Annotated in this window: 22 protein-coding genes and 1 pseudogene; 9 read left to right on the top strand and 14 right to left on the bottom strand. The window is 72.4% G+C overall.

What is annotated here, in order from left to right:
• On the bottom strand, window positions 1-1,203 hold a 1,203-nt coding region (locus tag ACN28F_RS00490), incomplete at its 3' end, for a dynamin family protein (protein WP_421356799.1).
• Window positions 1,200-2,726 carry a dynamin family protein gene (locus tag ACN28F_RS00485; RefSeq protein ID WP_289206192.1) on the bottom strand — a complete coding sequence of 509 codons (1,527 nt, stop codon included), beginning with the start codon at window positions 2,724-2,726 and terminating at the stop codon, window positions 1,200-1,202. The genes ACN28F_RS00485 and ACN28F_RS00490, both read right to left, overlap by 4 nt.
• A gap of 229 nt (window positions 2,727-2,955) precedes the next feature.
• Here ACN28F_RS00485 and ACN28F_RS00480 point away from each other — a divergent pair, with 229 nt between their 5' ends.
• Together ACN28F_RS00480 and ACN28F_RS00475 are read left to right on the top strand one after the other, a co-directional pair.
• Window positions 2,956-5,538, top strand: coding sequence for a LuxR C-terminal-related transcriptional regulator (locus tag ACN28F_RS00480; RefSeq protein WP_421356761.1), 2,583 nt, complete (start codon window positions 2,956-2,958; stop codon window positions 5,536-5,538).
• Window positions 5,535-6,056, top strand: a complete 522-nt coding sequence (locus ACN28F_RS00475) for a LuxR family transcriptional regulator (protein WP_289206190.1) — start codon at window positions 5,535-5,537, stop codon at window positions 6,054-6,056. Before ACN28F_RS00480 ends, ACN28F_RS00475 begins: the two co-directional genes overlap by 4 nt.
• Window positions 6,057-6,078: 22 nt before the next feature.
• Here ACN28F_RS00475 and ACN28F_RS00470 read toward each other — a convergent pair whose 3' ends face one another.
• On the bottom strand, window positions 6,079-6,912 hold the full coding sequence (locus ACN28F_RS00470; RefSeq protein ID WP_289206189.1) for a lysophospholipid acyltransferase family protein: 834 nt from the start codon (window positions 6,910-6,912) through the stop codon (window positions 6,079-6,081).
• 165 nt (window positions 6,913-7,077) lie between these two features.
• Here ACN28F_RS00470 and ACN28F_RS00465 point away from each other — a divergent pair, with 165 nt between their 5' ends.
• Together ACN28F_RS00465 and cydB are read left to right on the top strand one after the other, a co-directional pair.
• On the top strand, window positions 7,078-8,499 hold the full coding sequence (locus tag ACN28F_RS00465) for a cytochrome ubiquinol oxidase subunit I (RefSeq protein ID WP_421356762.1): 1,422 nt from the start codon (window positions 7,078-7,080) through the stop codon (window positions 8,497-8,499).
• An 18-nt stretch (window positions 8,500-8,517) separates the two neighbouring features.
• Complete coding sequence (gene cydB / locus ACN28F_RS00460; RefSeq protein WP_289206187.1) at window positions 8,518-9,516, top strand: cytochrome d ubiquinol oxidase subunit II; 999 nt, start codon at window positions 8,518-8,520, stop codon at window positions 9,514-9,516.
• A gap of 78 nt (window positions 9,517-9,594) precedes the next feature.
• Here the strand turns inward: cydB and ACN28F_RS00455 are convergent, their stop codons facing one another.
• Window positions 9,595-10,299, bottom strand: a complete 705-nt coding sequence (locus ACN28F_RS00455) for a hypothetical protein (RefSeq protein WP_289210961.1) — start codon at window positions 10,297-10,299, stop codon at window positions 9,595-9,597.
• Between the two features lie 88 nt (window positions 10,300-10,387).
• Window positions 10,388-11,236 (bottom strand): patatin-like phospholipase family protein, encoded by an 849-nt coding sequence (locus ACN28F_RS00450; RefSeq protein ID WP_421356763.1) that lies wholly within the window; start codon window positions 11,234-11,236, stop codon window positions 10,388-10,390.
• 73 nt (window positions 11,237-11,309) lie between these two features.
• On the opposite strand from ACN28F_RS00450, the gene ACN28F_RS00445 reads away from it, so the two are divergent.
• The gene (locus ACN28F_RS00445; RefSeq protein WP_421356776.1) at window positions 11,310-12,038 is read left to right on the top strand and encodes an SDR family NAD(P)-dependent oxidoreductase; all 729 of its coding nucleotides are present in this window, start codon (window positions 11,310-11,312) and stop codon (window positions 12,036-12,038) included.
• A gap of 42 nt (window positions 12,039-12,080) precedes the next feature.
• Here ACN28F_RS00445 and ACN28F_RS00440 read toward each other — a convergent pair whose 3' ends face one another.
• From ACN28F_RS00440 to ACN28F_RS00430, 3 genes are all read right to left on the bottom strand, one after another.
• Window positions 12,081-12,557 (bottom strand): peptidoglycan-binding domain-containing protein, encoded by a 477-nt coding sequence (locus tag ACN28F_RS00440; RefSeq protein ID WP_421356798.1) that lies wholly within the window; start codon window positions 12,555-12,557, stop codon window positions 12,081-12,083.
• 226 nt (window positions 12,558-12,783) lie between these two features.
• Window positions 12,784-12,966 (bottom strand): DUF397 domain-containing protein, encoded by a 183-nt coding sequence (locus ACN28F_RS00435; protein ID WP_421356797.1) that lies wholly within the window; start codon window positions 12,964-12,966, stop codon window positions 12,784-12,786.
• Entirely contained in the window at window positions 12,956-13,843 is an 888-nt protein-coding gene (locus ACN28F_RS00430) for a helix-turn-helix domain-containing protein (protein ID WP_421356796.1), read from the bottom strand. The genes ACN28F_RS00435 and ACN28F_RS00430 overlap by 11 nt, the downstream gene beginning before the upstream one ends.
• A gap of 228 nt (window positions 13,844-14,071) precedes the next feature.
• Here ACN28F_RS00430 and ACN28F_RS00425 point away from each other — a divergent pair, with 228 nt between their 5' ends.
• Window positions 14,072-14,353: a flavin reductase gene (locus ACN28F_RS00425; protein ID WP_421356795.1), complete on the top strand. Its 282-nt coding sequence runs from the start codon at window positions 14,072-14,074 to the stop codon at window positions 14,351-14,353.
• A 40-nt stretch (window positions 14,354-14,393) separates the two neighbouring features.
• Here ACN28F_RS00425 and ACN28F_RS00420 read toward each other — a convergent pair whose 3' ends face one another.
• The 4 genes from ACN28F_RS00420 to ACN28F_RS00405 all read right to left on the bottom strand — a co-directional run bounded on the left by ACN28F_RS00420 (window position 14,394) and on the right by ACN28F_RS00405 (window position 18,001).
• A complete protein-coding gene (locus tag ACN28F_RS00420) occupies window positions 14,394-14,630 on the bottom strand; it encodes a pentapeptide repeat-containing protein (RefSeq protein ID WP_421356800.1) in 237 nt (78 codons plus the stop codon).
• The gene (locus ACN28F_RS00415) at window positions 14,534-15,784 is read right to left on the bottom strand and encodes a pentapeptide repeat-containing protein (protein ID WP_421356794.1); all 1,251 of its coding nucleotides are present in this window, start codon (window positions 15,782-15,784) and stop codon (window positions 14,534-14,536) included. The genes ACN28F_RS00420 and ACN28F_RS00415 overlap by 97 nt, the downstream gene beginning before the upstream one ends.
• A gap of 88 nt (window positions 15,785-15,872) precedes the next feature.
• Window positions 15,873-16,787, bottom strand: a complete 915-nt coding sequence (locus ACN28F_RS00410; RefSeq protein ID WP_421356793.1) for a pentapeptide repeat-containing protein — start codon at window positions 16,785-16,787, stop codon at window positions 15,873-15,875.
• Window positions 16,784-18,001, bottom strand: a complete 1,218-nt coding sequence (locus tag ACN28F_RS00405) for a PP2C family protein-serine/threonine phosphatase (protein ID WP_289206201.1) — start codon at window positions 17,999-18,001, stop codon at window positions 16,784-16,786. Before ACN28F_RS00405 ends, ACN28F_RS00410 begins: the two co-directional genes overlap by 4 nt.
• A gap of 76 nt (window positions 18,002-18,077) precedes the next feature.
• Between ACN28F_RS00405 and ACN28F_RS00400 the strand changes: the two genes are divergently transcribed.
• Window positions 18,078-18,467: a DUF1304 domain-containing protein gene (locus ACN28F_RS00400; protein ID WP_289206200.1), complete on the top strand. Its 390-nt coding sequence runs from the start codon at window positions 18,078-18,080 to the stop codon at window positions 18,465-18,467.
• A 234-nt stretch (window positions 18,468-18,701) separates the two neighbouring features.
• Entirely contained in the window at window positions 18,702-19,526 is an 825-nt protein-coding gene (locus ACN28F_RS00395) for a poly-gamma-glutamate hydrolase family protein (RefSeq protein WP_421356779.1), read from the top strand.
• Between the two features lie 142 nt (window positions 19,527-19,668).
• Here the strand turns inward: ACN28F_RS00395 and ACN28F_RS00390 are convergent, their stop codons facing one another.
• Both ACN28F_RS00390 and ACN28F_RS00385 read right to left on the bottom strand, forming a co-directional pair.
• Complete coding sequence (locus ACN28F_RS00390) at window positions 19,669-21,075, bottom strand: MFS transporter (protein ID WP_289206198.1); 1,407 nt, start codon at window positions 21,073-21,075, stop codon at window positions 19,669-19,671.
• A gap of 16 nt (window positions 21,076-21,091) precedes the next feature.
• Complete coding sequence (locus ACN28F_RS00385; RefSeq protein ID WP_421356780.1) at window positions 21,092-21,973, bottom strand: glycerophosphodiester phosphodiesterase; 882 nt, start codon at window positions 21,971-21,973, stop codon at window positions 21,092-21,094.
• Between ACN28F_RS00385 and ACN28F_RS00380 the strand changes: the two are divergent.
• A pseudogene (locus ACN28F_RS00380) lies at window positions 21,972-22,268 on the top strand (Hsp70 family protein); the annotation flags it as partial. The gene ACN28F_RS00385 and the pseudogene ACN28F_RS00380 sit on opposite strands and share 2 nt — an antisense overlap.

Below are 22,268 nucleotides of genomic sequence, written 5' to 3'. Positions count from 1 at the left end.
CTCGTGGGAGAACCGCAGTGACACCGCGTGCAACGCCCGGTCCAGCTCGGCCGGCAACTGCTTCAACGCCTCACCCCGGGCCGCGTCGATCCGGGCCAGGAACTGCTCCTGCAGCCCACCGACCGCCGTCCGCAGCCGACCGGTGGCCTCCACCCGGGCCCGCTGCGTCTCGGTGTTCAACGCCAACGACCACTGCCGCGACTCGGTCCGTTTCCGGGCCGCCAACCCGGCCCGTTCCTGCTTCGCCCGCTGCACCTCACCCGGGTCCGGGTCACACGCGGCGACCTGCTGCCCGACCGTCAGGTCCAGCCGCACCAGCTCGCTGCGGATCGTCCGCAGCACGTTCGCCTGCGCCAACAGGTGACCGTTGCCGGCGAGCTCGATCAGCGCATGCTGCAGCGGCGCCACCTGGGAGGCGTCGACCAGTTCACCGGCGTCGGCCGCCGGCAGGGTCAACGCCAACTCGGCCAGCCGCGCCGACACCGGGAACCACGCGGCGGCCGCGAACCGGGGCGCGTGCGCCTGCAGCTGGGCCCGGTTGTCGGCCAGGATCGTGCGCCAACCCGGGTAAGCGTCGGTCTTCGTCAACGCGAACACCACCACGTTGACCCGCTTGCTCGCCTCGATCAGGAAATCCAGCTCGGGCCGGGTGAACGGGGTCGAGGCGTCCACCACGAACAGCAGCGCCGCCGCCCGCGACACCGCGTCCAACGCGATCTCGGTGTGCGCCGGGTCCAGCCCACCCGCGCCCGGGGTGTCCACCAGCGACACGTACCGCAGCAGCGGCGCCGGGCAGGTCACCGCGATCCGCCTCGGCGGACGCGCCCCCTGCGGCAGCACCCCCGACACCGTGGCCCAGTCCCGCAGCCGGTCCACCGGCACGTCCACCGCCTCGGCCTCACCCGGCACGAACGCCCGCGCCGCCGTCACCGGCCCGTGGTCGAACTCCAGGTACGCCGACGTCGCCACCGCCGCGTCCACCGGCGACAACCCGGTCACCCCGATCAACGCGTTCACCAGGGAACTCTTGCCACGTTTCGTTTCCCCGACGACCACCACCGACGGCCGGGTCACCTCCCGGCGCCGCTGGGCGTCGATCTCCGCCGCCGCGTCCGGGTCCAGGCCACGCACGAACCCCAGGCACGTGTCGACCGCCCCGGTCAGCAACGTGCCCAACGCCGCCGACCCGGCCCCGCCGCTCACCGGCGCACCGCCCGTACCTGCTGCGACAGCAGATGGAACCCCCGGTGGGCCACCAACGCCACCCGTGACTGCGCCGGTGACGCCCCGGCGACGGCGAACACCCGCCACCGGGTGGCCGCCTCCACCGCCGCCGCCGCCAACTGCTCCACCGACGCCGCCGGCAGTTCCAGCACCCAGCGCGGATCCGCCGACAACGCCAACCGGGTCAACTCCTGCTCCATCGCCTCCGGCAGCTCCACACTGCCCGTGGTCACCTGCTGCGCCACCTCCAGCAGCCGCAGCCGGTGGTACTCCGGCTGGTGCAGCAGCCGCTCGATCGCGTCGCGCAGCGTCTCCCGGTCACCGGGATGCGCCGTGTGGCTGGCCACCTTCTCCAGCGTCGACAACGCCCACCCGGCCTTGATCGCGTCGGTGCGCCACCGGAACGCCTCGTCCACGGTGTGCCGCAGCCGCGGAAACCCCGACGCCGCGTACAACGCCCGCACCAGGTCCCCGGACGCCAACTGCGGCGCCGCCCGCAGCTGCGCCACCGCGAACCCGATCCCGTACAGGTCCAGCAGCGCCAGCAGCCGTTCCCGCTGCGCCCGCGGCACCGGGCAGTCCCGGGACACGAACAGGTCCACCGACGCGGTCAGCACCGTCCACTGCGCCGCCGGCACCTGCGCCAACGTCCGCAACGCCTCACAGTCGGCCGCCGTCAACCGGCCCGCCTCGGTCGTCTCCGCCAGCAACCCGACCGCCGGCACCACGTCCGACACGATCCGACGCAGCACCCGCGTCTGGTCGGCGGCCAGCGGCGCCGCCACCGGCCACGGATCGGCACCACCGGCCACCAACTTGTCGACCTTGTTGAACAACCCGACCGAGTTGATCGGGCTGCTCGACAACCGCGCCGACACCGCCCGGAACGCCTCCAACGCCCGTACGTCGTCGTCACGCACCGACTGGGTGAACACGTACACGATCGCCTCGGCGCCGGAGACCGCCCCGACGGAGTCGTCGTCGATCCCGGCGTCGAACGGCGCCGTCGCCTCACCTGCGTCTGGGGAGTCCGCGCCGGCACCGGCGAACAGGTACCGGCGCGCCGCGTCACTGACCCCGGTGCTGGCCGACGACAGCCCCGGCGTGTCGATCACCGTCAACTCCCGCAGATGGTCACTGGTCAAGGTGACGTCGACGAACGCGATCCGCGCCGTCGGCACCCCCAGCCGCTGCGGGATCATCCCCGTCGGATCCAACGGCAGACTGACCCGTACGCCGTCGCGGCGCACCACGTCCACCCGGTCGGCGGTGCCGTACCGGAACTGGGTGACCACCCGGGTGCACTCACCAACCTCCGTCGGCGCCACCCGCCGCCCGATCAACGCGTTGACCAGCGTCGACTTGCCCGCCTTGAGCCGCCCGGCGATCGCCACCCGCAGCGGCTCGTCCAACCGCCGCCGGACCCGCGCCACCTCACCACCGGTCGGCGCACCCACCCGGGGACCCACCTCGTCACACAACGCCGCGACCCGGCTGCTCAACGGCCCCGCACCCACGGATTGGTCACCGCCCCACAGGGTCGGCGACAATGACGCCACGCCCAACGGTGGTACCCGCTCATCTCGCTGGTCGTCCTCCCGACAGCACGGCACGCGGTGGTGCGCCCACCACCGACATCCACAGTACGAATATCCTCTCCGGCGCAGGATCCCATGTTCGTGCCACCTTCGCCCGGGGAGGGCCACGAGCCGGAAAAGCGGGGGAGGACGGGTGCGGCAACCAGCCGACGGCGCTCACGCCACCGACGTGGCGGCGGCCGCCGCCGCCCGGCTCACCCGCCCCGGCCTCGTCGTCATCACCGGCGTGCCCGGCAGCGGCCGCACCACCACGCTGCGCCGCGTCGCCACGGCGTCGCCCGGCCCGGTCCACCCCGGCGGCGCTCTCACCGCCCTGCGCCACGTCCCCGCGTTCCCCCTCAGCCACGCCCTGCGGGTCCGGCTACCCACCCACGACGTGGCGCTGCTCGCCGAGGCGGTCCGCTCCCGGGTACGCCACGGCCTGCTCGTCCTCGACGACCTGCAGTGGGCCGACCCGGTCACCGTCGCCGCCCTGCCCGCCGTGGCCCGCCACTGCCGGGTCGTCGTCGCCCTGCGCACCCCGCACCCGCTGCCCGCCGCCGCCATCGACCCGCTGCGCGACGGCGACGCCCTGTGGCTGGCGCTCCCGGCGCTGGACCCGACGGCCACCGCCGACCTGATCCGCCGTACCGCCCCCGGCCTGGACCCGGCGACCGTCACCGACCTGGCCCGACGCGCCGGCGGCAACCCGCTGGCCGCCACCGCCCTGGCCCGCCACCGCACCGCCCGCACCTCGCCGCCGCCACCCGACACCACCGACCTCGACCAGGTCGCCTACGCCGTCGCCGCCGCCCTGGCCGACCTCACCCGGCCGGCCCGCACCGCCCTGGCCGCCCTCGGCCTGCTCGGCCGGCCGGCACCCGCCGCCGCTCTCGGCGACGGCGTCGCCGAACTCACCGACGCCGGCCTGGTCACCGCCGCCACCGGCCTGATCACCCCGGTGTCGCCGTACCAGGCCGACGTGGCCGCCGGCCTGCTCGACGCCGCCAGCCGCCGAGCCCTGCACCGACGCCTCGCCGACCTGGTCACCGACCCTCTGGAAGCCGCCCGGCACCTCGCCGCCGCCGGCGACACCGACGCCGCCTACCAGCGGGCCGTGACCGCTGCCGCCGACGCCACCACCGGCGGCGCCCGCGCCGAGGCGCTGCTGTTCGCCTGCGACCAGCCCGCCGCCACCGCCACCGTGCGGCTCGACGCGGCCCGGGCCGCCCTGACCACCGGCCGGCCCCGCCACGCCCTGACCCTGCTCGACGCCGCCGACTCCGACGTCAGCGACGAGGTCGCCGCCCTGCGCGCCGAAGCGCTGCTGCAGGCCGGGGAGCTCGCCGCCGCCCGCGCCACCGCCGCCGCCCTGGCCGCCCGCGTCACCGACCACCCGGCCGCCACGTCGCCGCCCGCCGCGACCGCCGACCGGGTGCTGCTGCTGGCCGACCTCGCCGTCGACCCGACGGCGGCGGCCCGCCGTGCCGCCGCCGTCACCGCCCGCCACGGCGCCACGCCGACCCACGTCGGCCTGCGCGCGGCGCTGGCCGCCGTCGCCGCCGCCGACCGCACCCCCGGCTGGGAACACCGGCTCGCCGGCACCGCCGCCGCGGCGGCCGCCGACGGCGACCTGCTGACCGCCCGGTGGAGCGCCTGGCAGCTGGTCGAGACCCTCACCGGCGACGGCCGGCTCGCCGAGGCCGCGCACGCCGCCACCGCCGCCGCGGCCGCCTGCGCCGCCGACCTGGCCTACAGCTGGCAGACCCGTTTCCTCGCCGCCCGCCTGTGGTGCCTGGCACTGCGCGGTGAACCGTCGGCAGGGGACCAGCCCGGCCCGGTCGGCGACGACCCGCCCGCACCCACCGACACACTGCCCACCGCCACCGACGCGCTGCTGCGCGCCGCCGCCGACCTCACCGACCGCACCCTGCCCGCCACCGCCCACCGCTACGCCACCGCCACGGCGGGCCTGCTCGAAGCCGACGGCGGACTGCTCGCGGCCGCCCGGGCCCGGCTCGCCGCCGCCACCACCGCGACCGCGCCGCCGCCGGGCCTGCTGGACTGGGTCGCCCGGGAAGCGGCCTGGCTCGACGGTCAACCCGACAGAGCCGCCGCGCCTGCCGGCACCGACCCGACCACCGGTGCCGCCGCTGCGCCGAGCGCGTCACCGCTGGTCGACGGACTGCGGCGGATCACCGCCCACTGGGCCGCCCACGACACCCCCACGGTGACACCGCCGCCGGCCGCCGGGACACCACCGACGCTGCCGGCACCGGTAGCGGCGACGCTGGCCGCCTGGTCGACGGCCGACCCGCGCCGGTTCGGCGCCGCCGCCGCCACCTGGCCCGACGTCAGCGTTCGCGAACAGGTCCGCTGCCTGCTCGCCCAGGGCCTGCACGAAGCCGACCCGCACCGCGCGGTGCCCGCCCTGCTCGCCGCGGAACGCATCGCCGCGCGCGCCGGCCTGGTCGTACTGCTGGGCCGCTGCCGACGTGCGCTGCGCCGGCACGCGGTACGCCGCGACGACCGGGGCACCCGCGACGGTGAGCTGCTCACCGGCCGGGAACGTGACGTGCTGCGGCTGGTCGCCCAGGGCGAGCCGACCCGCCGCATCGCCGGCCAACTCGGCATCTCCACCGAAACCGTGGAAACCCACGTCCGGGCCGGGATGCGTAAACTCGGTGCCCGCACCCGCACCGAAGCAGCCGCCCTGGCCATGGAGACCGACCGATGAGCGCACCGCCGCGCTACGTCCTGTCCAGCTCCACCGAGGCGAACGCCGTTCTGCGGCGGCTCGCCCGCGACGGCTGGACCGTCCGGGAAGGCTTCGCGTTGACCGAGGCCGCCTGGGACCTGACCGCCGCCCGACTGGCCCTGCACGGCCGGGTCACCGACGCCGACACCGTGGCCCTGGTGGCGCTGGCCGCCGCCCGGGGTGCCGCCGTCGTCGCGGTGGTCGACCCGGGCGGCGACGTCGGTCGGGCCCTGGTCGACGACCTCGGCCGGCTCGGCCCGGTGCTGCGCCACGGTGACGTCGGCCCGCCGGCGTCACCGGTCGACTCCGTCCTGGTGCCGGAGCAGCGGGCCCTGCTCGACCGGCTCGCCAACGGCGAGACGATCGCCGCGGCCGCCGCCGCCGAGTTCCTGTCGTTGCGGACCGCGAACCGCCGCATCGCGCAGGCCCGCGCGGCGTTCGGGGTCCGCACCACCCGCGAGGCCGTCCTGGCCTACCTGCGGCAACGCTCCCGCTGAACCGGCACCGGGTACGGCGCCGTCAGCCGCCGTCCGGTGCCTGGCCGGCGGCCGGGGCGTCGTCCGCCGCGTCGACCCGGCCCCGGCGGTGTCGCCGACTCACGTCGACCGGTCGGGTCACGTCGACGTGCCGGGGTGCCTGCGGCTCGTCCGGGCGCAACGCCGCCAACTCGTCGGTGAGGGCGTCGATGATCCGTTGGGTCGCGCGTTGCGCGGCGCCCGGCCGCGCCGGGTCGACCCCGGACAGGTCCACCGGGGCGCCGAAGTGGACCCGGACCACCGGGCGGCGCAGCACCGCCCGTAGCACCGCGCGGCCCAGGCCGCGGGGTGCCGCCCACGGCAGCACCTCGTGGGCCCCCCACTGGGCCACCGGCACCACCACCGCGCCGCTGGCCAGCGCGAGCCGCGCGGTACCCGTGCGGCCGCGTTCGGGCCACATCCACGGGTCGAGACCGATGCGCCCTTCCGGGTAGACCAGGACCACCGCGCCGCCAGCGACGGCCGCCACGGCGGCGTCGAGCGCCTGGGCGACGGTGTCGGTGCGCCGGTCGACCCGGATGTGCCCGGCGCGGCGCATCACCGGGCCGACCACCGGGGCCCGGAACAGCCCGCCGGTGGCGAGCACCCGGGGGGCGACCCGCCGCACGCGGCAGGCGGCGGCGAGCGCGACCGGGTCGAACGGGCTGATGTGGTTGGCGGCCAGGATCAGCGGTCCGTGCCGCAGCGCGTCCGGTACGTCGCCGGTGACCCGCAGCCGGGCGAGCAGCCCGACGACGATCCGGGCGGCGACCTGCAGCAGCCGCCACAGCGGCGGCGGCCGCCAGGGCGTCGGGGCAGGGGGAGTGGGGGTGTCCATCAGCGGTCGATCGTCGCACAGTCCGGCCCGCCACGGGCGCCCCGTGCCGACCGTCCCGCGAGGGTCGGGACCGACGGCCCTCTCCCGTCGGGACCACCGCCCCTGGCCCGTTCCACGACAGGCCGTAGTATGTACTACGCCTTGTAGTAACTAGATGGGGGAGCCGTGGACGCGCTCGACATAGCCCGCTGGCAGTTCGGTGTCACCACCGTCTACCACTTCCTGTTCGTCCCACTCACCATCGGCCTCAGCCTGCTCGTCGCCATCCTGCAGACCGCCTGGCACCGCACCGGCGACGACCGCTACCTCAAACTCACCAAGTTCTACGGAAAACTGTTCCTCATCAACTTCGCCATGGGCATCGTCACCGGCATCGTCCAGGAATTCCAGTTCGGCATGAACTGGAGCGACTACTCCCGGTTCGTCGGCGACATCTTCGGCGTACCCCTGGCCATCGAAGCCCTGCTCGCCTTCTTCCTCGAATCCACCTTCCTCGGACTGTGGATCTTCGGCTGGAACCGGCTCCCCAAAGCCCTGCACCTGGCCACCATCTGGCTCGCCTCGTTCGGCAGCATCATCAGCGCCTGGTTCATCCTCGCCGCCAACTCCTGGATGCAGAACCCCGTCGGCTACCGCATCAACCCGGACACCGGCCGCGCCGAACTCACCGACTTCATCGCCGTACTCACCAACAAGGTCACCCTCATCACCTTCCCGCACACCCTCGCCGGCTGCTTCATGGTCGCCGGCGCCCTCGTCCTGGCCGTCGCCCTCTGGCACCTCATCCGCCACCCCGACGGCCCCGACACCCCCGCCTTCCGCACCGCCACCAAGATCGGCGCCTGGACCACCCTGGCCGCCACCGCTGCCGTCATCATCACCGGCGACATCCAAGGCAAGATCATGACCCAGGTCCAGCCCATGAAGATGGCCGCCGCCGAAGGCCTCTACACCACCGAAAGCCCCGCCTCCTTCTCCGTCGTCACCGTCGGCACCCTCGACGGCAGCCGCGAAATCTGGGCCCTCAAGATCCCGTACCTGCTGTCCTGGCTGTCCACCGGCGACCCCACCGGCCAGGTCCAGGGCATCAACGACCTGCAGGCCCAGTACGCCGCCCAGTACGGCCCCGGCAACTACACCCCGATCATCCCCGTCACCTACTGGAGCTTCCGCTTCATGATCGGATTCGGCCTCGCCACCGCCGCCATCGCCCTCTGGGCCCTGTGGACCACCCGCCGCGGCCGCACCCCCACCGGACGCTGGCTGCTGCGCGCCGGCCTCACCCTGCCCGTCCTACCACTACTGGCCAACACCTTCGGCTGGATCTTCACCGAAATGGGCCGCCAACCCTGGATCGTCTTCGGCGAAATGCTCACCCGCGACGGCGTCAGCCGCAGCGTCTCCCTCACCGAAGTCCTCACCTCTTTCACCGCCTTCACCCTCATCTACGCCACCCTCGCCGTCATCGAGGTCAAGCTCCTCATCCGCTACGCCCGAAACGGACTGCCCGACCTCACCGACCCACCCCCACCGGACGACACCGACGACGACACCACCCTCGACCGGCCCCTCGCCGCCACCCACTGACCACCCCGGAGACCCCTCGTGGAACTCACCACCGTCTGGTTTGGGCTCATCGCCGTACTCTTCACCGGATACTTCATCCTCGAAGGCTTCGACTTCGGCGTCGGCATCCTCGCCCGCCTCATCGGCCGCACCGAACCCGAACGACGCGCCGCCATCACCACCATCGGCCCCGTCTGGGACGGCAACGAGGTCTGGCTCATCACCGCCGGCGGCGCCATGTTCGCCGCCTTCCCCGAGTGGTACGCCACCCTGTTCTCCGGCTTCTACCTACCGCTACTGCTCATCCTCATCGCCCTCATCCTGCGCGGCGTCGCCTTCGAATACCGCGACAAACGAGACGAACCCCACTGGCGCCGCCGCTGGGACAACGCCATCTTCATCGGCTCACTGCTACCCGCCGCACTCTGGGGCGTCGCCTTCGCCAACATCGTGCGCGGCGTACCCCTGGACGCCGACCACGAATACACCGGCACCCTGCTCACCCTGCTCAACCCCTACGCCCTGCTCGGCGGCGCCACCACCACCGCCCTGTTCGTCACCCACGGCGCCGTCTTCCTCGCCCTCAAGACCACCGGCGACCTGCGCCACCGCGCCCGCCGCGTCGCCACCTGGACCGGCCTGACCGCTGCCGCGCTCGCCGTCGGATTCCTCACCTGGACCCTCACCATCCGCGCCAACCCCACCGCCGTCGTCCTCGCCGTCACCGCCGCCCTCGCCCTCGTCGCCGGCCTGGCCGCCAACCAGGTACGCCGCGAAGGCTGGGCCTTCACCGGCACCGCCACCGCCATCGGCCTCGCCGTCGCCGCCCTGTTCACCGCCCTGTTCCCGACCGTCCTACCCTCCACCGGCGACCCCGCCGGCACCCTGACCACCACCAACGCCGCCTCCACCACCTACACCCTGACGATCATGACCTGGGTCGCCGCCGCACTCACCCCCGTCGTCCTGCTCTACCAGGGCTGGACCTACTGGGTGTTCCGCCACCGCGTCCACGTCACCGACCAACCCAGCCACTGACTCCACCAGCCACCGACCCGCACACGACGGTGCCCCCGGCGCGACCAACCACCGGGGGCACCACCCACAGGCCCGACGTCAACCCACCTCCGGCAACTCCGCCAACCGCGCCTCCACCTCCGCCAACTCCGCCCGCAACTTCTCCGCCTGCCGCTGCGCCTCGGCCCGCTCCGACGCCAGGATCTGCTCCACCGCCTCATGCACCCCCGGCACATCCACCAACGCCACCATCTTCAACGCCTCCGCCGGCCGGATCACGTACGGCTTCGCCAACGCCTTCGCGCCCTGCGCCGCCGCCACCGTCCACTCACCGTCGGCATACGCCAACGTCACCGTCAACCCGGCCGGCGCCTTCGGCTTCACCGCCTTCGCCGCCCGACGCGCCGGGCGCTGCGCACCCTCGTCCACCGTCGACTCCTCCACCTGCTCCCGCCGCGCCGGCACCACCACCGGCGGCTCACCCAACTTGAACTCCGGCTCCGGCACCACCGGCACCGGGTCGACCACCGGCTCCGCCGCCGGCCGCCGCGCACCCGCACCCCGCGGCGCCACCACCAGATCACCGGGGGAGAACGGCAACTCGTCACGACCGAACCGCACCACCACCCACTCGTCGGACACCGCCGGATCCGCCAGGCCCACCACCTGACCCACCTGCCCGGCGATCTGCCCCGCCGACTCGGTGAACATCACCTTCGGCTTACGCCCAGCAGCCACCGCCTCCCGGATCACCCCCAACTCCTCGTCCGACAACCCACCCGCACCAGCGCCCGCGGCAACCATCAGCACCCTTTCCGTCCGTACACCTGTTTGAGTGCTGCCTTCCTACCAGCCGCCGCCGACACCGCCGACCGCACCCCACCACCCCCGCTCACCCCGACGCGGCACCACCCGACCACACCCGACCCACCTGGCCGGCCGCCGCCGACCCCTGCCGCCACCCCGCCCGCGCCGCACCCGGCCGCCGCGCCGGATCCAGCAACCGCCGCCCGATCACCCGCCTCGCCGCCCGGTCCGGCGACACCACCACCACCTGCCCCGACAACCCCGCCACCTGCCGCGCCACCGGCGCCAACCAGCCCAACCCCCACGTGATCGGCGCCAACACCACCACCGACGCGTACCCCGCCGCCAGATCCGCGTTCGCCGCCGACCGCATCCCACCGTCGATCAACCGCCGCCCACCGACCACCACCGGCGGCCACACCCCCGGCACCGCGCAACTCGCCGACACCGCGTCGACCAGGTCCACCCCCGGCCGTGACCCGTCGAACACCACCAGCTCACCCGTCTCGGCGTCCACCGCCGTCACCCACAACGGCCGCTCCGGCCACGACCACACCGGCAACGCCTCCTCGAACACCGGCCGCCGCGACACCGCCGACCCCGCCGCGAAGGCCGCCGCGTACCGGCCGATCCGCGCCCGCGCCCGCCGCCCGTCCCCGCTGCACACCGCCGCCCACAGCAGACACGACACCGCACCCGGACCCATCCGGTCCGTCGACGGCTCACCGGCCACCAGCTGCCCCGCGTACAGCTGATCCAGATCCGCCCCCGAGCGCAGCTGCGCACCCACCACCGCGCCCGCCGAGGTACCGACCACCAGATCCGCCACGCCCAACTCCACCCCGGCCCGCGCCAACCCGGCCAACACCCCGATCTGCCAGGCCACCCCGGTCACCCCGCCGCTGCCCAGCACCACCGCACGCCTACCCGCCATACCTGTCCTATTGCCCCGCGACGTCGGCGGTAACGTCACCGCCGACGACACACCGCAGGGGAGAGGGGACACCATGGCACCGGTCACCGTGGTCACCGGCGGCAGCCGGGGGATCGGCGCGGCCACCGTACGCCGCCTCGCCGCCGCCGGACACGACCTCGTCATCGGCTACCGGCGCGACGCCGCCGCCGCCCACGCGGTCCGCGACGACGTGCAGGCGGCGGGCCGCCGGGCGGTCACGGTCGCCGTCGACACCACCGATCCGGCGGGGGTCGCCGCGCTGTTCGACGCCGCCGCCGACCTCGGCGCGCTCACCGGCCTGGTCAACAACGCCGGCGTCACCAGCCGGATCGGACCCTTCGTCGACCTCACCGTCGACGACCTGCGCCGGGTCGTGGACGTCAACCTCATCGGGTACGTCCTCTGCGCCCAGCAGGCCGCCCGCCGGATGGGCGCCGGCGGCGCCATCGTCAACGTCTCGTCCGCCGCCGCCACCCTCGGCAGCCCCGGCGAGTACGTCCACTACGCCGCCGTCAAGGCCGCCACCGACGCCCTCACCGTCGGTCTGGCCAAGGAGCTCGGCCCCCGGGGCATCCGGGTCAACGGCGTCGCTCCCGGCACCGTGCACACCGACATCCACACCCTGTCCGGTGAGCCGAACCGACCGGACCGGGTCGCGCCGATGGTGCCGCTGCGCCGGGCCGGGCAGCCGCAGGAGATCGCCGGTGCCGTCGCCTGGCTGCTGGGCGACGAGGCGTCCTACACCACGGGGACGGTGATCCGGGTCGCCGGCGGCCTGTGACCCGGCCGGCGGACCGCCCAGCGGCCAGCGGCAGGCCCTGGCTCACGGCCGATCCGCGAACCGGGCGAGCTGCGTCAGGGACACCGGCACCGGATTGCCCGGCAGCGGCGTCGGTTCCCCGGAAGGATCGATCCGGTACCAGCCCTGGTCCGGGTTGAGCAGCGACGTCGGCACGTCGTCGTACACCTCGAGGAACAGCAGCGCCGGCTGACCGTCGACCAGCCCGGAGTCGGCGGACAGGCCGTAGGCCTGCTGGAAGCGAACCACGGCGGACCGGGTGGCAGGTCCGTACGCGCCGTCGAGGGCGAGCACCGCGCCGTAGTCCGGGTAGCCGGAGACGCGGATCTGCAGCTGCCGTACGTCCTCTCCGGACATTCCCTGGGACAGGACGCGTCCCCAGGTGTAGCAGCCGTCTGCCTGGGCGGCACTACCGGTGGCGACGACGCCCGCGAGAGCGGTGGCGGCGACGACGGCGCAGGCGACGAGCATGCGGCCGGCCCGGTGGAGAGCAGTCCTCATCGGTCATTCCTATCGACAGTTGACGATCAACTGCGAGATCATCACCCGTCGATCACGCAGCGGTCAAGAGCCACTACTTTCTGTCGTCTGTCCTCTGTGGTGGCCGTATCTTGCGACGAGTATGGTGGCCTGCTGACGTAACGTCCGGGACACGAAGACGCCACGGGAATCCTCGGTGTGGCGAGGATTCCCGTGGCGCTGGAATGGGGTAGTGGTCCGGGGCAGATCAGGGGCGGGTCTTCACCGTCTCGACGAAGTGCTGCCAGGCGGCGGTGTCGAAAGTGAGGACCGGGCCGGTGTGGTCCTTGCTGTCGCGTACGGCGACGCGGTACGGGTGGCCGGCCACCTCGACACAGTTGCCGTCAGCATCGGACCGGGTGGACTTACGCCACACGCCGTCAGCCTTCATGGTCGTACTCCTTGGCGATCCGGGTGATGAATTCGGTCGATTCTAACGGGGTGAGGCAGTGTTGCTTGAGCGACGACCAGATGCCCTCGTAGGTCTCGATCTCGGCGGTTTTGTCGAGGTAGATGGCACCGCACGGGCCGTCGGAGTAGACGGTGGTCGGCTCGGGTGGGCGGACGCTGACCTTGGGGAAGGTCAGGATGGAGAACGGCGCGACTGCTGGTCGGCTGGGGAGTCCGGCGGCGAAGGTGAGCACCCGGACGGTGACGTTGTGGCGTTGGGTGGCGACGGCAGCAAGGTGCCGCAGTTGGCGCGCCATTGCGGCCCGGTCCTTGAGTGGGCGGCGCAATGCGGCTTCGCCGATCACCACGTCCAGGTCGGGGGCCTGCGGGACGACGCGGGCGAGCAGTTTCTGCCGCTTGGACCGTACTTCGATCTTTGCCTGCTGGTCGGAGGGCTTGAGGTCAGGGTTTCCGGTGGTGATGATCTCGGTCATGTACTCCAGGGACTGGAGCAGGCCGGGGACGACGTTCGGCTCGTACTGACGGATCGTCGAGGCAGCGGCTTCGAGACCGACGTACAGCTTGAACCATTCTTTGATGGCGTGGTCGTAGCTGTGGTACCAGCCGCGTGACTTGGTCTCCCGGGCCAGGTCGCGCATCGTCGTGATCGTTTCCGGGGACGCGCCGTAGAGCCGGCACATCGCCTCGGCGTCGTTCGGGTGGATCGGCACCTGGCCGCCCTCGTAGCGCCAGATGCGCGGCGGCGACCATTCGAGTGCCTTGGCCGCAGCGGCGACCGTGACATGAGCGTCTTCGCGAAGCTCTCTCAGGTATCGACCCAGTTGCCTGCGGGGGACAGTGCTGCCGACGTCGTCCACGAAACCCCGTCCTCTCGTGTCACGTAATGGCGGGTGGATGTTGGGTCCGAACCTACCGGTGCGAGATTGCGCTGAGCCAGTTGGCAAATAAGCATGATGTGAAGGAAGTGTTCAGTGATCATGGGAAATGTGTTGCGAGAAGGGTTGACAGATGGGATTGAAGTCCACACACGACCGCGTGACGCGGTTCGCGCGACGGCACAACGCCTACGCGGACGGAGAAGGCTGATGCACATTGCCAACCGGCCCGACTGGAACTGTCGCGAGTGCGGTACAGAATGGCCGTGCGAAAGCGCGAAGATCGAGATCACCGCCGACTGGGCCAACGACCGGATCGGGATGTGCGTCTACCTCGCCACCCTCATGTACGAGGCGATCGACGACCTGCTGGAATGCGACGCCGAGCAGCTCAGCCCGCCGGACCTGTACCGCCGGTTCCTCCGCTGGCCCGACCAGATCGCCGAAACCGCGGCCATGGCTCGGCTGTCAGCGAGTCCCGGTAGGCCCTGACCACTGTCGCGGCACCCCGCCGGAGTGACAGCACCGCCCGTCACTCCGGCTCCGCGTCCCCTTCCGGCTTCTCCTCCACCGGTACGCGCACCACCCGCCGCGTGTCGAGATCGACCTGCCACCCCGCCGGCCACACGTCACTGGCACGACCGTCGCCCTCGACACGGACAGCGCCGAAAGTCACCCCGCTCTCGAACGTCGCCCCGTCGAACCTGGGGGTGCTGGTGAACGTCGCCCCGTCGAATCTGGGGGTGCCGGTGACGGTCGTCCGTCGAATCTGGGGGTGCTGGTGAACGTCGCCCCGTCGAATCTGGGGGTGCCGGTGAACGTCGCCCCGTCGAATCTGGGGGTGCTGGTGAACGTCGCCCCGTCGAATCTGGGGGTGCCGGTGAACGTCGCCCCGTCGAATCTGGGGGTGCCGGTGAACGTCGCCCCGTCGAACCAGGCGGTGCCGGTGAACGTCGACCTGACGAACGAAGCATCGTTCAGAACGGAGTTGGCGAAGTTGGCGTCGAGAAGGGTGGCCTCGGTCAGGTCGAGAGTCACGCCCTTCCAGTAGGTCGGGCTCGGGGTGCCGTCCGGCGTCGTCGGCCGCAGGTGGCGGGCGAGGATGCGCTGCGCGGCCAGCCGTACCTGGCGTTCCTCACGGGGGTCAGGTTGCGTCGGCTGGTCCGGCTTCGGCCTCTCGGCGGCGTCCGTGGTCTCCGCCGCGTCGGGCTCGGCACTACTTTGACCTGTCTGCTTCTCGGCCGGTGGGGTGTACGGCATGCGCAGGTAGGCGCAGACGACCTCGACGATGCTCTGCCGGTGCACCGGGTTGTCCTGAGCGAGGCGTTCGAGTGCGTACAGGCCGGCCAGGCGTACTGGTGCCTTGTCGGAGCCGAGCTGTTCGGCGGCCTTGACGTACAGCTCGGTGACCCGCTTCTCGCCCGCGTCGTACTCCGTGGCCTGCTGGGTCCGTTCGGTGACCTGCTGGCGGCGCAACGCCAGTAGCAGCGCGGCGGCTGCACCGACACCCGCACCGACCGACAGGCCGGTGCGGATCGTCTCCACCCGTAGTTGCGCCCGCTCCAGCGGTGTTCCCGCGCCGGCTGGAATCGCGGACTGTAGACCCCACACCGCCGCCCAGGTGATGCCGGCCACGACCAGCGCGCCGACCGGGATGATCCAGGTCGGCAGCGGACGCAGTGGACGCTGCGGCGGTACGGGTGCCGCCGACGACTCGACCGGCGGCTGCGCCTGCCGCCACAGCAGACCGCCGCTCACCAGGCCGGCCAGGCCGACAACGGCGAGCAACGTGGCCAACCAGTGCTGGACGATCGTCTGCCACAGCGTCAACCACAGCCGACCCGGCAGCAGCACGACAGCAGCCGCGAGCAGGGCCGCCGCACCCGCTGCGGCCGGCGCCGCCGACTTCCAATGCTTGATCACCTGTGTGTCCCGCCGTCCGCTGGATACCATCCGTCGTCGGCCCACCACAGTAGAGCCGTACCGCCAGCGCCAGTGGTAGCGGTCGCAGTCAGCGGTGCGGGGCGCGTACCAGGTGACGGGTCGCGGGGTCGACGTGCCAGCCGGCCGGCCATTCGTCGCGGTCCCGGCCGCCGACGCCAACGACCGCCCCGTCGAAGCAGGCATCCTTGCCGTACGTCGCCCCGGTGAAGCGGGCGATGCCGGCGAACGTGGCCTCGGTGAACCAGGCGTCGACCCCGAACCGGACGTCGGCGAACTGGGCGGTGCCGCTGAACGCCGCCCCGCCGAACAGGGCGTCGCGGGCGAACACGGCACCGGTGAACCGGGCGATGCCGTGGAACGTCGTGTCACCGAAACCGGCCGTACCGGCGAATGTCGCCCCGGCGAACCCGGCGGTGCCAGCGAAGATCGTGTCGCCGAAACCGACGGGGCCGCTGAACACGGCCCGGTCGAACTCGGCGGGGCCGGTGAACCGGGTGTCGACGAAACCGGCCGTACCGGCGAAGCTGGCCTCGACGAAGCCGGCGGTGCCGGTGAAGGTCGCCTCGTCGAACCGGGCGTCGCCGACGAAACATGCCCCGCCGAACCGGGCGTCGTGCAGGTGACAGCCGGTGAAGTCGGCGTCGATGACGGTGGCCCCGGTCAGGTCGACGACGACCCCCGCCCAGAATGCCGGATCCGGGGTGTGTTCGGCCGGCCCTGGCCGCAGGTGCCGGGCCAGAATGTGCTGCGCGGCGAGCCGCACCCGCCGTTCCTGCGCGGCGTCCGGCCGCTGCGCCGGCAACGGCAGCTGCAGGTAGGCGCAGAGCACGTCGGTGACCTGCTGCCGGTCGGCGGCACCGGCCTGACCGAGGCGTTCCAGGGCGTGCAGCCCGGCCAGGCGTACCGGTGCGGTGTCGGCGCCGAGCTGACGCGCGGCCCGCACGTACAGCCCGGTGGCCCGCAGCTCCTCCAGCGGCGTCACAGCGGGGTGATCACGGTGCGTTCGGCGGCGGCCGGGGACCAGTCGGCCAGCAGCAGGGTCGCGTCGTCGCTGGGCGGGCCGCCCCGGAAGTCAGCGACGGCGCGGGCGAGCCGGCGTACCGCCTCGGGGGCCGGCAGCCCGGTCGCGGCCTGGCGTTCGGCGAGGTCAGCCAGCCGGCTCAGGCCAAACTCGCCGCCGTCGTCACTGCCCCGCGCCTCGACCACGCCGTCGGTGAACATCAGCAGCTGGTCGCCGGGTTCGAGCTGTTCCTCGCCGACGGCGCGGGCCGGGTGCCGGATGCCCAGCGGCAGCCGCCGGCCGTCGCGCAGCTCACGGACCATTTTGCCGCCGCGCAGCAGCATCGGCCTCGGGTGTCCGGCGTTGACGTAGCGCAGCAGCCCGCTGTCCAGGTCGATGTCGACCAGGATCGCGGTGACGAACCGGGCGTCGGTGAACTGGTCCAGCACGGCCGCGTCGGCGGCCTCGGCCTGACCGGGCAGGTCCAGCCCGGCACGGCGGGCCGCCCGGATCGCGGCGATGACGGCGCTGCAGGTCAGGCCGGCTTTCATGCTGTGCCCGACGGCGTCGAAGATCGCCAACTGGGCGTGGTGGCCGTCGATGGCGTAGTCGAAGCCGTCGCCGCCGATGTCGTAGCTCGGCTCCAGGACGGCGCTGACGGTGATCCGGCGGGTGGCGGCGGTCAGCGGCGGCAACACCTGCGCCATCAGTTCGGCGGCGGCGGTCGCCGACCGGGACCGGCCGACCCGCAGCAGGAAGTCACCCTTCGGGACGGTCACGGTGATCAGGTGGCCGATCAGCCCGGCCATGGTCTCGCAGCGACGCCGGGTGTGCGGGTCGGCGGCGACGTCCGGGTCGTCGAAGGCGAAGTCGATGACGCCGAGCCGATCGGTGCCGTCGATCATCGGAATCCACCAGGCGGGTTCGTTCAGCGCCGGGATCGACTCGACCAGGGTGAAGGCCCGACCGGCGAGGGACCCTTCGACCGGTTGCGGTGGCGGGTCGGTTCGGCCCGGATGCGGTACGGGGCGCAGCGCCTGCTGCTCCTCGTCGACCAGGTAGATCGTGGTCTGCACGCCCAGGCCGGCCATCACCTCGGCGAACTCGGGGGCGAGTTCGTCGGGCTGGAACAGGTGGGAACGGGTCAGCACGTCGCTGAGCGCGTCGAGCCACTGCCGTTCCGGGGTCCGGTCCATGGCCGCCACCTTACGGCCTGGCCGATCCGATAGATTCCCTCCGGTAGGCGTGCGACTCGGGGGATCGGGGGGCTACGTGGTTGTCGCGGGACTGGTCTTCGCCGCCGTGGCGGCACTGATCCACGGCTACATCTTCTACCTCGAGTCGGTGGCGTGGACCGCGCCGCGTACCCGTGCGGTGTTCGGCATCCGCAGCGAGCAGGAGGCCCTCACCACCCGCTCCCTCGCCTTCAACCAGGGCTTCTACAACCTGTTCCTGGCGGTCGCGGTGGTGCTCGGCATCGTCGTGATCGTCGCCGGGGCGACCGCCGTCGGCGCGACCCTGGTCTTCACCGGTGCCGGGTCGATGCTCGCCGCCAGTGCGGTCCTGGTGATCTCCCGGCCGGCGTTGGTGCGCGCCGCGCTCATCCAGGGGTTGGCGCCGCTGCTCGGCATCGTCGCGCTCGCGGTGGGTCTCGCCGCCTGACCGCCCGCCCGCCTGGGTCGGGCCCGGGGCGGTGTCGGGTCGCCGATACGGCCCACGTCGTCGATCCGACACCGCAGCGGTGCGAAATCCGCCGTACCAGTGGATTTTGCCGCCGAATCCGGCGGTGCAGGCTTCCTGCGGCAACGGAAATCGTTGGTGATCGTCGCAGTCGATGTGACACGGTGTGCCTCGCCCGAACCACCGGGCAACCACACCTGATGGAGGAACCACCTCATGAGCACCAGCAGAAGGGCCGTCCTCGGCATGCTCGCCACCGCGGCAGTCGCCGGACCCCTGGTGACGTTGCCGGCCGCGCCGGCACTCGCCGCCGACCTGTACGACTCCAACACCGACCTGTACGCCGACCCGGACCTGGCCGAAGGCGTCGACTACGCCCGCCGGTTCCGCCGGCACGCCCTGCTCGACAACGCCAACGCGGGCACGGTCGCGTTCCCGCGTACGGCGATCATCGCCCCGCACGGCGGCGGCATCGAGGGTGGCACGTCGGAGCTGTGCCTGGCGATCGCCGGCTACCACCCGGCGACCCTGGCGGCGACCCCCGCCGCCGGCCCGGTCCACGACTACTGGATGTTCGAAGGCATCCGCTCGTCGGGCAACGGCGAGCTGCACGTCACCGCCAGCAACTGTGACGACACCCCGGCGTTGTCGGTGGCGGCCGGCGCGCTCAATGTCGTCGCCCTGCACGGCTGCACCCCGGGCACCGCCGGGCTGCCGTCGAACGCCCAGGCCGTGGCCGTCGGTGGGCGCAACGCCGCGTTCCGGGCCGCGCTGATCACCGCCTACACGGCGGCCGGGTTCACCGCCTTCGACGCCACCGGCATCTCGGCGATCGCCGGCACCGCCACGAACAACATCGTCAACCGGACGCTGCTCGGCATGGGCGCCCAGCTGGAGATCACCACCCCGCTGCGGACGGCGATGTTCGGCACCAACACGGTCGCGCAGCGGCGCAACACCACCAACACGGTGTTCTGGAACTTCGTGGCGGCCACCCGTACCGCCATCGCCGCCATCGAGGCGACCCAGCCCATCCCCTGACCCATCCCCTGACCCGTCCCGTAACCGTCCACCCCGCCTGCCCCGGCCATGATCGCGACGATCTTGCGCTTATCGTTGGACAATTCCGACAAATCTTCTCGATAAGCGCAAGATCGTCGCGATCATGGGGTAGGGGAGAGGGTCAGAGCACCCGGGGTGGGGTGTTGCCGGCGGCGATGATCGCTCGCCGGACCGGCACCGCCGCCAGCAGCAGGAACCCGATCACAAAGAAGATCAACAACGACACGAGGCCCACCCGGTACGAGTTCGTCAGCTGGAACACCACCCCGAACGCCAACGGCCCCAACCAACTGGTGCCCTTGTCGCTGATCTCGTAGAACCCGTAGTACTCGCCTTCCTTACCGGCCGGGATCATCTGGCTGAACAACGACCGGCTCAGCGCCTGCGAGCCGCCCAGCACCAGACCGATCGCCGCCCCCAACGCCATGAACTGCGCCGGCGCCTCCGCCGGCAGCCGGAACGCCGCCAGGATCACCGCCGTCCACAGCACCAGACTGGCCAGCACCGTCTTCCACGCGCCGATCCGTTTCGCCACCGCCCCCAACGCCAACGCCCCACCGAACGCCAGGAACTGCACCAGCAGGATCGTCACGATCAGCGTCGACTGCCCCAGCCGCAGCTCCTCGGTGCCGTACTGGCTGGCCAACGCGATCACCGTCTGAATGCCGTCGTTGTAGACCAGGAACGCCAGCAGGAAGAACAACGTCAACGGGTACGCCTTCAGCCCCCGCACCGTACGACCAAGTTGTCTGAACCCGTCGGTGAGCACGTTGCCGCCCGGGTGCGCGTCGGCTGCCGGACGTTCCCGCAGCCAGGCCAGCGGCACCAGGGTGAACACCGCCCACCACACCCCGGCCGACACGATCGACCAGCGGGCCAGGTCCAGGGTGCGCTGCGGATCACCGTCGATGCTGAACGACTGCACCACCACCAGGTTCGCTGCCAGCAGCAGACCACCACCGAGGTACCCCAACGCCCAGCCCCTGCTGGAGATCCCGTCCCGGTCGTCCGGGCCACCCAGCTGCGGCAGGAACGAGTTGTACACCACCACACTCGCGCCGAACGTCACGTTGGCCAGGATGAACAGCCCGCCACCGAGCAGGTACCGGTCACCCGTCACGAAGATCATCGCGATGGTCGCCGCCGCGCCGAGGAACGCCGTCGCCGCCAGCAGCCGCTTCTTGTGCATGGTGCGGTCGGCGATCGCCCCGGTGACCGGCAACGCCAGCACCGTCAACGCCACCGACAACGACACCAGGTACGGGAAGTACGACCCCGGCGCCACCTGGATACCCAGCGGATACACGTACCCGGTGCACTCGACGGCGTCGATCGCGCAGCCGGCCGCCTGCTTCGTGACACTGGTCAGGAACGGACCCAGGAACACGGTGATCACGGTCGTGGAGAACGCCGACATCGCCCAGTCGTAGAAGTACCAGCCGGTGCGTTCCCGGCGGGTGCTCGCCGGTGCGGCGCCGGCCGACGCGGCCGGGGGCGGAACGGACGTAGGCTCGGTGGGGTCGGCCATCGGATCCTTCTACTGGTCAGGTACGGGCGGCACTGTCCACGTCGACCCGCCGGTCCGGCGGCCAGTGGCCACGACGCAGATAGACGTCACGCAGCACCTCGACGTGATCGGTCATGATGCCATCCACCCCGAGGTCGAGTAACTCGTTCATCTCGGCAGGTTCGTCGATCGTCCAGACATGCACCTGCAACCCCAGCCGGTGGCAGTACGCCACGAACCGGGCGTCGACCACCGGGACCCGGTTGAACCGCACCGGCACCTGCGCGGCTACCACCGACGGCGGCAGCCGCAGCCGGCCACCGGTGACCGACGCGATCCGCAACCGGGTCACCGCCCGCATCCCCAGCGACGTCGCGACCCGGCCCTGCGTCAACGTCCGCAGCCGGTGCAGCCGCCGGTCCGAGAACGACGCCAGCAGCACCCGGTCGGCGGCACCGCACCGCTGAAGCGTCTCCACCGTCGGCCGTACCCCGCCGTCGGCCTTCACGTCGATGTTGAACCGCACCTGCGGCCAGGCGTCGAGGACGTCGTCGAGACGGGGCACCGCCGCCGACCCGCCGACACGTACCGTCGCCAGGTCCGCCCAGCGCATCTTCGCCACCGCGCCCTTGATCCCGGCCAGCCGGTCCAACGTCGGATCGTGGAACACCACCGCCACGCCGTCGGCGGTGCCGTGCACGTCGGTCTCCACGTACCGGTAACCCAGCTCGACGGCACGGGCGAACGCCTCGGCGGTGTTCTCGTCACCCCGGGCCGCCCCGCCCCGGTGCGCGAACGCGATCGGCGTGGGGGAGTCCAGGTACGCGTAACGGTGCGGCACGCTGGGCAGTATGCCTGCCGCCGGCAACCGGCGGGCGTACGTCAGGTTGCGCCGCGCCGGCAGTAGGGTGCCCCCCATGCGGGCACTGGGCATCGACTTCGGCACCTCGAACACGGTGGCGGTGGTGCGCGGCGGCGACGGACGGACCCGGCCACTGCTGTTCGACGGCACCCCGCTGCTGCCGTCGGCGGTGTACCGGGAACCCGACGGACGACTGGCCGTCGGCCACGACGCGCACCGGCGCGCCCGCGTCGACCCGGCCGGATTCGAACCCCACCCGAAGCGCCGCGTCGACGACGGCACGGTGCTGCTGCGTGACGCCGAGGTCCCGGTGCCGCAGCTGATCGCCGCCGTGCTGCGCCACGTCGCCGTT

Source organism: Solwaraspora sp. WMMA2101, from assembly GCF_049179175.1.
In the GTDB taxonomy this organism is placed as follows: Bacteria; Actinomycetota; Actinomycetes; order Mycobacteriales; family Micromonosporaceae; genus Micromonospora_E.
The sequence above is the reverse complement of the archived record's forward strand: the minus strand, read 5'-3'. Positions and strand labels throughout refer to the sequence as shown.